Raw genomic sequence first — 13,852 nt, 5'->3', positions numbered from 1 at the left:
CAGAAGCCTGAAAACCAGCTAACAGTTTCGCTTTTCTTATCGTGTTAAAAGTATAGCGATCTTTTATATAGATGCCGGGGCTGGTGGCGTTAGCACAGTAAGGCTACCCTTAGTGGCCACGTGAGCTGCAGATAGGCTGTAAGGCGCTCCTTCCTCTTATCGCGACAGCCGCCGAAAAGCCGGGAAACAAGCTGTTTTAGTCTGTAATTCTGAACTGCCTTGTGCAAAATTAGGTTTAATTTTGACTTGTTCCAATTAATAAATAGTAGCGTAGGATGTTGAAGAGTTTTAGTGTAGGTGTGTTGATTCTTGTTTTTCTTGTCATGGGGCCGCTGATGTCTTTTAACCCGTCAGAGGAGATTATTGTGCACCCACGGGAACAGCAATGGGTCGACAGTGTCCTTACGACTTTAACTCCTTCGCAGCGCATCGGGCAACTGTTTATGGTGGCCGCCTACTCCAACAAGGATGAGCGCCACGTACAGCACCTCGACTCGCTGGTGAGCCAGTACAACATCGGGGGCATCATGTTTATGCAGGGCGGCCCCATGCGCCAGGCTGTGCTTACCAACCGCTTCCAACGTATGGCCAAGGTGCCGCTCCTGGTGGCCATGGATGCCGAGTGGGGCCTGAACATGCGCCTGGACAGCAGCATGCACTTTGCCCGCCAGATGACCCTGGGCGCCATGCACGACGACCGCTACGTGTACATGATGGCCCGCGAGATAGCCCTGAAAATGAAGCGCCTGGGCGTGAACGTAAGCTTTTCGCCGGTACTCGACGTGAACAACAACGCCAACAACCCCGTTATCGGCACCCGCTCCTTCGGCGAGTCTAAAGAGACCGTGAGCCGCTACGGCGTGGCTTATATCCGCGGCTTGCAGGACCACGGCGTGATGGCGGTGGCCAAACACTTCCCCGGCCACGGCGACACCGATGTGGACTCGCACTACAACCTTCCTGTGATACAGCATGATATGAAGCGCCTGACCGAGGTAGAGCTCTACCCGTTTAAGCAGTCGTTCGACGCGGGCGTGATGGGCGTGATGGTGGCGCACTTATACTTGCCAAACGTGGACTCTACCAAAAACCAGGCGTCTACGCTCTCCAAACCCATCGTAACCGGCCTTCTGAAAGAGAAGATGAAGTATAAGGGCCTGGTGTTCACCGATGCTCTAAACATGCAGGGCGTGAGCAAATTCCATAAGCCCGGCGAGTTGGACCTGAAGGCCCTGCTGGCCGGTAACGACGTGCTGCTGTTTCCGGAGGATGTGCCTACGGCGGTAGACAAGATTTCCAAGGCCGTGAAGAAAGGCCAGATTACCCAGGCTGAGATTGACCAGCGCGTGCGCAAGATCCTGCACGCCAAGTACTGGGCCGGCCTGAACAAGTATAAACCCGTGAAGCTCGAAAAGCTGCAGGAGGATTTGGAGCGCCCTGCCAGCCGCGTGGTGCAGGAGCAATTGTATGAGCATGCCATTACGGTGGTGGAGAACAAGGATAACCTGATCCCGTTCCGCAACCTAGATACCTTAAGTATAGCTTCTGTTGCTGTGGGCGCCTCGGTGGGCAATACGTTTCAGGAAACACTGGCCAACTATGCCCCTGTAAAGCAGTTCACTATCCCGAACCGGTACGCCCCGGATTCTGCCTTCACCAATATCATTCCGAAACTGCAGGAGAGCGATGTGGTGGTGGTGAGCATCCACGGCATGAACAGCACCCCCGCCCGAAACTACGGCATAGGCACCGGCACGCTGGCCTTTATCCAGTACCTGCGCGAGCGCACCGACAAGAAAGTAATCGTAGCCGTGATGGGCAACGCCTATAGCCTGAAGCTGTTTGAGGGCAACAACTGGCTGGTGGCCGGCTACGAGGACAATCCTATATCGCAGTCGCTGGTGCCGCAGGTGCTGTTTGGCGCCCGCGCCGCGCAGGGAAAGCTGCCTATTACAGCCTCTGCCAAGTATACCGCCGGCACGGGCTTGCCTACCGCTACCTTGGGCCGCCTGAAGTATGGCGTGCCGGAGAGTGTGGGCATGGACTCCAAGACCCTCGCACAAATCGACAACATCGCCACCGAAGCGATTGCTTACGCCGCTACGCCCGGTATGCAGGTGCTGGTGGTGAAGGAAGGCACCGTGATCTATAACAAAGCCTACGGCCACTACACTTACGATGCCGTGAAGCCGGTAACGAAAAACACCATCTACGATATCGCTTCCATCACCAAGGTAGCCGCTACCCTGCAGGCCGTTATGTTCCTGAAAGATCAGGGCAAAATCAACCTGGACGAGAAGCTCGTCACGTACCTGCCGGAGCTAAAAGGCACCAACAAGGCCAACCTCGTGCTGCGCGACATCCTGGCGCATCAGGCGGGTCTGAAACCGGGCATCCCTACCTGGCAGAAAACGATCGATAACCGCAAGCTGAAGGAGACCTTTTACGCCAGCACGCAGAACGACACGTACATGAACGAGGTGATCCCGGGCGTATACTCCATTTACTCGATGGAAGACACGCTCTGGTCCTGGACGGTGAAGACGCCGCTGATGCCCAAGCAGAAGAACGGTACGTACAGCTACGCCTACAGCGACCTGGGCTTCTACATCCTCAAGCGTGTGGCCGAGCGACAGCTAAACCAGCCGATTGATGAGTTCCTGAACCAGAACTTCTACGCGCCGCTTGGCCTCAGTACCCTGACCTATACGCCGCTGCTCCGGCATCCGCGCGAGATCATTGCCCCCACCGAGGACGACAACTATTTCCGCAAGAACCTGATCCGGGGAACGGTGCACGACCAGGGAGCCGCCATGATGGGCGGAGTGGCCGGCCATGCGGGCCTGTTCTCCAACGCCAACGACCTGGCCATACTTTTGCAGATGAACATGAACAACGGCATCTACGGCGGACACAAGTATTTTAACTCGGAGGTGGTATCGGAGTTTGCGGCAAGGCAGACGGAAGGAAGCCGCCGCGGACTGGGATGGGACAAGCCCGCCCTGGACGGCAACGGACCGACCTCGGCGCTGGCCTCACCACAGACCTTCGGCCACACCGGCTTTACCGGAACCGCCGCCTGGACAGACCCGGAGAACAAACTGATTTACATCTTCCTGTCGAACAGGGTGTATCCCGACGCCAGCAACAACAAGCTGGTAAAGTATAACATCCGCACCAGGATACACGATGTGATTTACAAAGCCATGGCGCCCAAAACATAAAATAAAATCAGTAGTTTCGCGAGTGCAGCAACAAAATGGGGCTGCACTTGTTTTTTTGCCATACACCTAACAAGTATGAAAATAGGAATTGTCTGTTACCCGACGTTCGGCGGAAGCGGCGTGGTAGCTACCGAGCTGGGAAAAGCCCTGGCGCTGAAGGGGCATCAGGTTCACTTTATCACCTATAGCCAACCGGCGCGCCTCGATATCTTTAACGAGAACATCTACTACCACGAAGTATACATCCCTACTTACCCGCTCTTCCAGTACCCGCCTTACGAGTTGGCGCTGGCCAGTAAAATGGTAGATATTGTACGGTTCGAGAAGCTGGACGTGCTGCACGTGCACTACGCCATTCCGCACGCCTCGGCAGCCTATATGGCCAAGCAGATCCTGCGCACCAAGGGCATCAACATCCCCGTTATCACCACCCTGCACGGCACAGACATCACCCTGGTAGGCAAAGATGCCTCTTTTGAGCCGGTGGTTACCTTCAGCATCAACCAGTCGGATGGGGTAACAGCCGTGTCGGACAGCCTGCGCGCTGAGACCTACGACTTCTTCCAGATAGAGAAAGAGATTGAGGTTATCCCCAACTTTATTGATCTGGCCAAGTTTAAGCGCCAGAAAAAGGAGCACTTTAGGATGGCTATCGCGCCAAATAACGAGAAGCTGCTGGTGCATACTTCTAACTTCCGGGGCGTGAAGCGCGTGGAGGACGTGATCCGCATTTTTGCCAAGGTTCGTGAGCAGATCCCCAGCCGCCTGCTGCTGGTAGGCGACGGTCCTGATCGGCCCAAAATGGAGAAGCTGTGCCGCGAGCTGCAGATTTACAACGACGTGCGCTTCTTAGGAAAGCAGGAGGCCGTGGAAGAGGTGCTGTCTATTTCTGATCTGTTCCTGATGCCGTCGGAGAAGGAGAGTTTCGGCCTGGCGGCCCTGGAGGCCATGGCCTGCGAGGTGCCGGTTATTTCTTCCAACGCGGGCGGTATACCGGAGCTGAACATAAACGGGGTGACCGGCTTTGTGAGTCCGGTGGGTGCCGTGGACGAAATGGTGCAGAACACGCTGTATGTACTTGATGACGAGCGCCTGCCGCAGTTCAAGGCAAACGCCCTGCAGCGTGCCCACGACTTCGACATCGAGAAGATCCTGCCGCTGTACGAGGCATTCTACCAGCGCATCATCACCGAGCAGTTAGCACTTTTATAATTCCTACTTGCTGCTTTTACAAGTATTTAGCTTTTAACGAAGTATAATCTCAAAAAGAACCAGTCCGTAGCTGCGCGGCTGGTTCTTTTTTTATACCTTTCGGGCTTACAGTCTTTCACAGCCATACTTCCATCATGAGCAAAGACAAGTACTTTATCATTGACTTCGACAGCACCTTCACCCAGGTAGAAGCCCTGGACGAACTGGGGGCCATCTCCCTTCAAAACCACCCCGAGCGCAGCCAACTGCTGGACCAGATCAAAGAGATTACGGACAGCGCCATGGCCGGCCAAAGCTCCTTTTCGAAAGGGCTGACCGAACGCCTGGCCCTGCTGCAGGCGCACCAAAACCACCTGCCGCAGCTCATCAGCCGCCTCCGCGAAAAAGTATCCGAATCCATCCGCCGCAACCGCGACTTCCTGCACCAGTACGCCGACCAGATCTACATCATCTCCAGTGGGTTTAAGGAGTTTATCACGCCCATCGTAACGGAGTATGGCATAAAGGAGGAAAACGTGTATGCCAACACCTTTAAGGTGGATGCCCAGGGCAACCTGGTGGGCTTTGACGAGGCGAACCCGCTGTGCCTGGATAAAGGCAAGATACGGCTGCTGGAGCAGTTGGCCCTGCCCGGTGATGTGTACGTGCTGGGCGACGGCTACACCGACTATGAGATAAAAGAGGCCGGGCTGGCCAATAAGTTTTACGCCTTCACCGAGAACGTGGTGCGCGACAACGTGGTGGCCAAGGCCGAGCACATCGCCCCCACGCTTGACGAATTCCTGTATCAAAATAAGTTACCGATGGCAATATCTTACCCTAAAAACCGCATCAGCGTGCTGCTGCTGGAGAACATACACCCCCAGGCCGTAGAGCTGTACCGCCGCGAGGGCTATCAGGTAGAGACAATCAGCGGAGCCCTGAGCGAGGAGGAGCTTTGTGAGAAGATAAAGAACGTTTCCATACTTGGCATCCGCAGCAAAACGCAGGTAACGCGCAGGGTATTAGAGCACGCCAACCGCCTCATGTGCGTGGGCGCCTTCTGCATTGGCACCAACCAGATTGATCTGAACGCCTGTCTCGAGGCCGGCATTACCGTATTCAACGCTCCTTATAGCAACACCCGCAGCGTGGTGGAGCTGGCGCTGGGCGAGATCATCATGCTAAGCCGCAACGTGTTGGACAAGAGCAACAAGATGCACCAGGGCAAATGGGATAAATCGGCGAAGGGCAGCTTTGAGGTGCGCGACAAGAAGCTGGGCATTGTGGGCTACGGCAACATCGGGGCGCAACTGTCGGTATTGGCAGAGGCGATGGGCATGGAAGTATACTATTACGACGTGGTGGAGAAGCTGCAGCTGGGAAATGCCCGCAAGTGCCATTCGCTCCGTGAGCTGCTCGAGAAAGTGGACATAGTAACACTTCATGTGGATGGCAGACCGGAGAACAAGAACCTGATCGGTGCCGAGGAGTTTGCCGCCATGAAAGACGGTGTGATATTCCTGAACCTGAGCCGCGGCCATGTAGTGGACATCGAGGCGCTGGTGCAAAGTATAAAATCGGGCAAGGTAAGCGGCGCCGGCGTGGATGTGTTCCCCGAGGAACCAGCCACCAACAGCGATCCGTTTGAGAGCGAGCTGTGCGGCCTGCCGAACGTTATCCTGACCCCGCACGTGGGGGGCAGCACCTCCGAAGCGCAGGAAAACATCGCCAACTTCGTGCCTAACCGCATCATGGACTACATCAACTCAGGCAACACCTATGGCAGCGTGAACTTCCCGAACTTGCAGTTGCCGGAACTCAAGAATGCGCACCGCCTCATCCACATCCACGCCAACGTGCCGGGTGTGCTGGCCAGCATCAACCAGGTGCTTGCCCAAAACCAGGTGAACATCCTGGGCCAGTACCTGAAAACGAACGAGCGCGTGGGTTACGTGATCACCGATATCGACAAGGCCTACGACAAGCAGGTGGTAAACGACATGAAGCAGGTGCCGCACACGATCAAGTTCCGCATCCTTTATTAACCAGTGATGAGGTATGATTTTATAGATTAGACTGATTTTATACTTGTAGGGGCACCATACGTTGTGGCTGTATACTCGCTGTTTGATATTTCGCTATAGTTAAGCAGTTGCCCTTGCTGCGTGTTTTCACCAGCAAATGTAAGACCGCCGAAGTGCTGATTGTTCGTGATAACACCAACAATGGCAGTGACCAGGTACCCGGGTAGGTGTTTCCACCAGTAAGTATAAACCAGCAATCCATAAAGTATAAAATCATAAAAATCCCTAAAATCAAACGTAATCACTGGTCCGGAATCATTGTTAATCACTGGTCAGTTATGAACAACAAAGTATACTTTACCCCCGGCCCGTCGGAGCTGTACCCTACCGTGGCGCAGCACCTGCAGGAGGCGATAGCCCAGAAGATCGGCAGCATTTCGCACCGCAGCAAGCAGTTTCAGGAGATTTACGCCAGCGCCGAGAGCGGCCTGCGGGAGCTGCTGCAACTGCCGGATGAGTACGAGGTGTTATTTGTGGCCTCCGCCACGGAAGTATGGGAACGGGCCATTCAGAATAATGTACGCAGGGAAAGCTTTCACCTGGTGAACGGCTCCTTCTCGAAGCGTTTTTTTGAAACCGCCCGGGAGCTCGGCCGCGAAGCGCACGTACAGGAGGTGCCTTTTGGCCATGGATTCCACGTGGAAAGTATCACCATCCCAGAGACTGCCGAGTTGGTGGCCCTGATCCAGAACGAAACCAGCTCCGGGGCCAGCATGACGGTGGAGGAAATCAACCAAATTCGCGATAAGGCCCCGGCCGATGCGCTCATTTACGTAGATGCGGTTTCCTCGCTCCCCTACCCTGCTTTCGACTATAGCCGGGTGGACTCGGTATACTTCTCGGTGCAGAAATGCTTTGGTTTGCCCGCTGGCCTGGGCGTTTGGCTGGTAAACGACCGCTGCCTGGCCAAGGCCCGCCAGATGCAGGAAGAAGGCCTTTCGATTGGCTCGTACCATACTTTGCCTTCCCTGCTCGAGAAAGCCTTGCAGAGCCAGACAGTGGAAACGCCCAACGTGCTCAACATTTACCTGCTGGCTAAGGTGGTGGCAGATATGAACCATAAGGGCGCAGATCAGATACGGCAAGAGACAGAAGCAAAAGCAGCGCGGATTTATACTTTCCTGGAGCAGAGCAAGCTGTTTACGCCTGCCGTGGAGCAGCCGGCACACCGCTCTAAAACCACCATCGTGGCGAACACCACCCTGCCTGCCTCAGAGGTAAACAAGCACCTGGCCCAGTACGACCTGCAGGTGGGCAGCGGCTACGGCAAGTATAAAGAGACCCAAATCCGAATCGCTAACTTTCCGGCCCACAGCATAGAGCAAGTAGAGAAGTTGCTGGAAAAACTGAAGGAGTTAGAGAGTTGAGGAGTTTGGGAGTTTAGGAGTTAGAAAGTTAACTCTTCTGAAGTATAAACGAGGGCGGCTGGTACTACTTATAGTGCCAGCCGTCCTCATTTATACTTTACTTTGCGGTTTTCTGCCGCAAGTTTAGCGCCAGCGTAACTTTTGGCTGTGCTTGAAGCAAGTTTGTAACTTGCTTTCTGCGTGAGCAGAAAAGTATACATTAGCAGAATAGTTTATACTTCAATCGGGCATGGCTAAAGTATAGCCAGCTCCTTTTCCCGCCCTTGTTGGTGTTATTGCCAAAGATTTACTTTGACAGGCTTTAGAGTATAGCCAAAGCCTTCTTAACCTTGCTTCTTCAAAGCAAAGCAGTTATAAACTGCTGCCATACAAAGCCACAAGTTACGCTGGCGCTAAACTTGCGGCAGGAGGCTGTAAAGTATAGCGCATGAGTGGCCGGTGTTACTTATGGTACCGGCCACTCATGCGCTATACTTTAGAAAGTTATTATCTACCTCCTTAACTTTCTAACTCTTAAACTCTCTAACTTCCAAACGTCTGCCTCACCTCCTGCTTCACGGTGTTGATGGCCTGGGCAGTAGGGTCCTGCTCGTTTACCAGCAGGGTTTCCAGCACGCGTTTGGCCAGGTCGGTGCCGCGCGCACTTTCCGGAAGGTCCTGAAAGGTCTTGTTGAGGAGCTTTACCACTTCTTCGCGGGCGTGGTTTACCTGTTGCCAGGCCGGTTCGCTCATGTACACCTGCTGCGACATGTTGTGGTTAAACTCGTTGCGGATCTCGGAGAGCAGCAGGCGGTGGTACTCGGCGGCTGTTTGTCCGGCCGGGCTGATGCGCAGCAGCAGGTTGCTCGGCGTGATGCGCTCCAATAACAGCACAATGCGCTCGTAAGCCTGCAGCCGTATCGGGGTGATGATCTCCGTGTTTCTGGTATCCTTTTTCTGTGCCTGCTCGGCCCGCAGGCGGTCTTCGCGCTCGTAGTGCTTTTGCAGTAACCAGTACAGGCCTCCTACCAGCACCAGGGCAGGCAGGGCAAGCTTGAGTAAATCTATGAGTAAAGCGAAAAAATTAGCCATAAGGTGTCGGTTTGAAAGTATAAATATCGCAAAAATTTAATTCTGGATACATGAATCATTTCAGGGCTTTTCCTGTTTACCTGAGTATAAGGGTAGCGCGCCTAAGCAAGTTTGTAGATTATTGCTTAAGTTTGTGACTACAAATAAACCGAAGTATACTATGGCAACAGAAACTAAAACTGCACCTATAACCCTGACCGAAAGAGCCTTGCAAGAGGTTAAGAATATTCTGAAAGAGAAGAACGTACCAGCTGAGTATGGCCTGCGCGTTGGTGTGCAAGGCGGTGGCTGCTCCGGTCTTTCTTACCTGCTGGGCTTCGACAAGCCGAAAGATGCTGACGAGACGTTTGAACTGGACGGCGTTACCCTAATTATGGACAAAAAGCACGGCATGTACGTGATGGGCATGGTGGTTGATTTCCAGGATGGCCTGAATGCCCGTGGCTTTACCTTCAACAACCCACAGGCAACCAGCACCTGCGGCTGCGGAAGCTCTTTCTCTGCGTAACAAGGAGACCTTCTTTCTCTTTTACATAAACAAAGCCCGGTTGCAAGTAGCCGGGCTTTGTTGTTTTAAGAAGCCATCGGTGGTTAAACTGCCCTATTTGAATATTGACATGGGCTTGCACCCTGTGCCCTTCTATACTTTATACTTTAACTATACTTCCTTAACCCTACCTGGCGCAAGTGTCCGATTGTGCCGCTTATAGCCGCCGCTTCCTTCCACTTGAACTAAGATATCCTTACTAGCTCCCGTCTACCCTCCAGACTAACATAGGTAGGCTATTGTTTCATCTCTGGCTTTGGTGCTCTCAAGCCCGAGAGGGCTCGCCTTGGGGGTAGGGGCCCTCGATAAGGGCATCGCGCTGCTTTCGCTTCCTTTGCTCCGCAATGCCTTTCAGGCACCAGAAATCTACAAGGCGCTCAACCCAAAGGCTGGGATAGGTTCGATAGCCGCTGCTATTACTGTCATCTCGACCACTCTTGAGGCGAGAGCCGAAGAGAGCCAGCGTAGCTGTGAGAAATCTCTTTAGGACTCCCGATAGATCTCTCGCGCAGCTCGAGATGACAGGGAACGAGGCAAGTATAAACTGCCCCCTTGAGGACAAATGAGAACGCGAGTTCGAAACTTGCGAGTAAAGCTCAATAGGGGTTCGCCTACTGATAATTCCCCTCCTCGGAGGGGATAGGGGTGTCAATCGCCTGCCAGGTTTACACTTGTAGGGACAGGTCGCGACCTGTCCGCGCGAGAACTGAGGCTACCTAACTTATACTTCAGCAGTAGCAATAACAGACTCCCCGCCTTAGACTACCGAGAACGAGAGTTCGAAGGTAGCGAGCGCAGCTCTGAGGTGTAGGGGTGGTTGGACCAGGTACTGCAAAACCGCTCTGCTTGTAGAAGTCGACTAAAGGGAGGTAGAAGGAGCGATTAGCTTTTGTCACTTTCTAACTTTCTAATCTTTTAACTCTCCAACTCCTAAACTCCCAAACTCTCTAACTTTAATAAGTTCTCGTCATACTTTCGGGTACTACCAGTATGAAGTCGGCTTTCTGCTTGTTCTCATCTGAGAGCTTCTCCAGGTCGGGTTGCAGGACGGTGGTGATGGTGCGGGCTTTTACCTGCGGCCGCAGTTGCTTTAAGTACCAGCCGATGCCCTCGAAGTTATCGGAGTGGTAAGCCCCGTTCAGGTGGAGCACCTGCCGCCCCTGTTGCACCTGGCCAAGTATAAAATGGGCCATGGTAGCGTCTTTGAGGGCCTGCGCCTGCACAATGTTTATACTTTTGGAGTTGCCGTGCGTGCTGCCGCCAAACATTGCCATCATGCCCTTGTATCCGGGCAGTTCCATATTCACCGTCACAGGGAGCGGGGCAATGTAGCGCCTCGCCTCCTCCGACACATTCTCCAGCGCGGCCAGGCCACCACCGGCTACCATAGCGGCATAACGGCGGGGCACGTTGGTGGCGATAAACGGAATTCTCTGTTCTTTGGCAAAGCGCACCACCGGCCTGTAGTCGGTGGCGTAGTTGGGTCAGGGCCTTGCCTCCTGCTCAAAGTTCTTTTCAGGCGCCTGCCCGGCCAGGTACTCGTTCAGTACCAGTTGCACGTCGGCCTCAAACATCTCGGCACCGATAGCAAACTGCTTCGGGTTTTCCCGGTGCAGGTCTCTGGCCACCTCCAGCTGCAGCCAGTGCGCAATCGGGTCGTTGTGCTGCTCCCCGAAAAGGATAACCTCTGCCTCCTGCAGCTCCTTGAGCATTTTGCCATAACTTATACTTTTGCCCTCCGCCGTAAACAGCTGATAAGCTGGTTTGTCCTTTTTCTGCGCCATGGCTACTGTCGTCATCACCAGTAAGAGTAGTGTCAGGAGTTTATACTTCATCATCCGAAAAATCTGATTTTATACTTCAAGATAATAAAAATAGCCGGCACCCAAGGCACCGGCTATCGCTATACTTATACCCTATAAAACAACCACTTCGACAGCTCCTTGTAGTTCACTTTCTTGCCGTACATCAGGATGCCCACGCGGTAGATGCGGCTGGCGATCCAGGTGGTGAAGATGAAGCCGGCCACCAGCAGGCCCATCGAGAGCAGCAGCTCCCAGGCTGGCACCCCAAACGGCACGCGCACCATCATCACAATCGGCGAGGTAAGCGGAATCATTGACATCCAGAAGGCTACCGGGCCGTCCGGATTCTTCAGCACGATGGAGTACGACATGATGAAGGCAATCACCAACGGTATCGTGATCGGCATCATGAACTGCTGGGTGTCGGTCTCATTATCCACGGCGGCGCCAATGGCCCCGAACAGAGAACCGTAGAGCAGGTAACCACCCAGGAAGTAGAACAGAAAGCTAAAGAAAATCAGGCCGATGTTGAGGCTGGCAAAGCTTTGCTTCACATCGCTGATAGTGTTGGCAAACTCATCCTCGCCCGGCTCATTGGCCATGGCCGAAGGGTCATCAGCCTCCAGCCCGCCACCCTGCGCGGCCATCTGGCCTGCGGCATACTGGGCAGCCGGCGACGGGGCGGCATCTACCCCAAAGGCAGCAGAAACGGCCGTTACCGCGAAAAACGAAAGTATAACCCAGAGCAGGAACTGCGTAAGGCCCACGGCGGCAATGCCTACAATCTTACCCATCATAAGCTGGAAAGGCTTTACCGAGGAGATCATCACCTCCACAATGCGGTTGGTCTTCTCCTCTATTACCCCGCGCATAATCTGCACCCCGTACAGGAAGATGAAGAAGTAGATGATAACCGCCCCCACGATACCGGCTATGGACGTGATGATGGCGTTGTTGCCTTTTTCGCCCTCGTTGCTTAGGTTAACAGCTGTTATTTTAACGTCGGCCTTGATCTTGTCGAGCGTCTGGCGGTCCAGGCCGGAGGCAAGGTAGCGCTGGTTCTCAATCTCCTTCTCCAGCATGTTCTCCAGGCTTACCTGGGTCTGGATGCTGATGTTCTTCTTGCCGTACACCACAAAGCCCTTGGGGTCTTCTATGCTCATTTTCGGGATGTAGAGCAGCGCCGTATTGTCGGTTTCCTGGTAAATGGTTTTGGCCTGGTCCAGGGTGAGATCGGGCAGGGGAATGAAGGCCAGGTCTTTGCGGCTCTCCAGCTTATTTTCAAACAGGCCGCTCTCGTCCAGCACCATCACAGTTTCCTCCTCCCCCGACATGTTGATGAGCAGGCCGGGCAGGATCATGAACGTGGCCAGCAACAGCGGCGTGAGCAGCGTCATGATGATGAAGCTCTTCTTGCGCACGCGCGTCAGGTACTCGCGCTGTATAATCAGCCAGATTTTATGCATGGTGTGTTTCCTTTACTTTTTGGATGAAGATCTCATTTATACTTGGCACAAGCTCCACAAAGGAGTGCACCTCCACGCGCTGGATCAGGTAGCGCAGCAAATCGTTGGGCGAGGTGTTGTTGAGCAGTTTTATACTTGCCCTGAAAATGCCGTGGTTGCTGTGTTGCTCCAGCACCTCAAAATCCGGGGAGGTAACCAGGAGCTGGCCATTGCCAATCACCTGATAGGTATCGGTTTTATAGGTGTCCTTTATCTCCCGCACAGGACCATCCAGCACCTTGCGGGCTCGGTTTATCAGGGCAATGTTATCGCACAGCTCCTCCACCGACTCCATGCGGTGCGTGGAGAAGATGATGGTGGCGCCGCGCTCGCGCAGGCTCAGGATCTCGTCTTTTATAAGGTTGGCGTTGATGGGGTCGAAACCGGAGAAGGGCTCATCGAGGATGATGAGCGAGGGCTCGTGCAGCACTGTGGCAATAAACTGCACCTTCTGCTGCATCCCTTTAGAGAGGTCCTCGATGTTCTTGTCCAGCCACTCGCGTATCTCGAAGCGGTCTATCCAGCTCTTGATGCGGGCAGTAGCGTCCTCCTTGGATAAGCCTTTTAACTGCGCCAGGTACAGCAGCTGCTCCCCCACCTTCATTTTCTTGTACAGGCCGCGCTCCTCCGGCAGGTAGCCCATATCCTTAATATGGCCTGGCTGCAGGCGCTCGCCTTTAAAGTATATTTTGCCGCTGTCGGCGCCGGTGATTTGGGTGATGATGCGTATCAGGGAGGTTTTTCCGGCTCCGTTCGGGCCAAGCAGGCCAAAGATACAGCCCTGCGGAATTTCAAAGCTCACGTTGTCTAACGCGGTATGGTTAGCGTAGAACTTGCTTACGCCTTCAATCTTCAGAATACTCAAGGGTGCTTCGCTTTAGTTTACCCAAATATACTCATTCTGCCGCACAGTGCGTTGCCTGCCTATACTTAATCAACAAAGGAAACTATAAAACAAACAGCAGCTGCAGGAACCGGTAGCATCACCTGTGTGCTTGGTACAATTGTTCAGAGACTGGTAAGATGCTTACAAGTTATACTTCTAGGGTAAAGTC

General features: G+C 53.8%; 9 protein-coding genes and 1 pseudogene. 5 read left to right on the top strand and 5 right to left on the bottom strand.

What is annotated here, in order from left to right:
• The first annotated feature begins 275 nt into the window (after positions 1-275).
• The 3 genes from C8N40_RS14125 to serA all read left to right on the top strand — a co-directional run bounded on the left by C8N40_RS14125 (position 276) and on the right by serA (position 6,463).
• Positions 276-3,224, top strand: coding sequence for a serine hydrolase domain-containing protein (locus C8N40_RS14125; protein WP_245905127.1), 2,949 nt, complete (start codon positions 276-278; stop codon positions 3,222-3,224).
• A 75-nt stretch (positions 3,225-3,299) separates the two neighbouring features.
• Positions 3,300-4,436, top strand: coding sequence for an N-acetyl-alpha-D-glucosaminyl L-malate synthase BshA (gene bshA / locus C8N40_RS14120; protein ID WP_108212430.1), 1,137 nt, complete (start codon positions 3,300-3,302; stop codon positions 4,434-4,436).
• Between the two features lie 134 nt (positions 4,437-4,570).
• Positions 4,571-6,463 carry a phosphoglycerate dehydrogenase gene (gene serA, locus C8N40_RS14115; protein ID WP_108212429.1) on the top strand — a complete coding sequence of 631 codons (1,893 nt, stop codon included), beginning with the start codon at positions 4,571-4,573 and terminating at the stop codon, positions 6,461-6,463.
• A gap of 26 nt (positions 6,464-6,489) precedes the next feature.
• Here the strand turns inward: serA and C8N40_RS14110 are convergent, their stop codons facing one another.
• Positions 6,490-6,771: a hypothetical protein gene (locus C8N40_RS14110; RefSeq protein WP_108212428.1), complete on the bottom strand. Its 282-nt coding sequence runs from the start codon at positions 6,769-6,771 to the stop codon at positions 6,490-6,492.
• A gap of 9 nt (positions 6,772-6,780) precedes the next feature.
• Here C8N40_RS14110 and C8N40_RS14105 point away from each other — a divergent pair, with 9 nt between their 5' ends.
• Positions 6,781-7,869 carry an aminotransferase class V-fold PLP-dependent enzyme gene (locus tag C8N40_RS14105; RefSeq protein ID WP_108212427.1) on the top strand — a complete coding sequence of 363 codons (1,089 nt, stop codon included), beginning with the start codon at positions 6,781-6,783 and terminating at the stop codon, positions 7,867-7,869.
• Positions 7,870-8,391: 522 nt separating this feature from the next.
• Here C8N40_RS14105 and C8N40_RS14100 read toward each other — a convergent pair.
• The gene (locus C8N40_RS14100; protein WP_108212426.1) at positions 8,392-8,940 is read right to left on the bottom strand and encodes a DUF7935 family protein; all 549 of its coding nucleotides are present in this window, start codon (positions 8,938-8,940) and stop codon (positions 8,392-8,394) included.
• 160 nt (positions 8,941-9,100) lie between these two features.
• Between C8N40_RS14100 and C8N40_RS14095 the strand changes: the two genes are divergently transcribed.
• Positions 9,101-9,448, top strand: a complete 348-nt coding sequence (locus C8N40_RS14095; protein WP_108212425.1) for a HesB/IscA family protein — start codon at positions 9,101-9,103, stop codon at positions 9,446-9,448.
• A 992-nt stretch (positions 9,449-10,440) separates the two neighbouring features.
• Here C8N40_RS14095 and C8N40_RS14085 read toward each other — a convergent pair.
• The 3 genes and pseudogenes from C8N40_RS14085 to C8N40_RS14075 all read right to left on the bottom strand — a co-directional run bounded on the left by C8N40_RS14085 (position 10,441) and on the right by C8N40_RS14075 (position 13,662).
• Positions 10,441-11,199 (bottom strand): annotated as a pseudogene (locus C8N40_RS14085) (ChaN family lipoprotein).
• A gap of 197 nt (positions 11,200-11,396) precedes the next feature.
• Positions 11,397-12,758: an ABC transporter permease gene (locus C8N40_RS14080; RefSeq protein ID WP_108212423.1), complete on the bottom strand. Its 1,362-nt coding sequence runs from the start codon at positions 12,756-12,758 to the stop codon at positions 11,397-11,399.
• A complete protein-coding gene (locus C8N40_RS14075) occupies positions 12,751-13,662 on the bottom strand; it encodes an ABC transporter ATP-binding protein (protein WP_108212422.1) in 912 nt (303 codons plus the stop codon). Before C8N40_RS14075 ends, C8N40_RS14080 begins: the two co-directional genes overlap by 8 nt.
• Positions 13,663-13,852 lie beyond the last annotated feature (190 nt).

It is taken from the genome of Pontibacter mucosus, from assembly GCF_003054055.1.
Lineage (GTDB): Bacteria > Bacteroidota > Bacteroidia > Cytophagales > Hymenobacteraceae > Pontibacter > Pontibacter mucosus.
The sequence above is the reverse complement of the archived record's forward strand: the minus strand, read 5'-3'. Positions and strand labels throughout refer to the sequence as shown.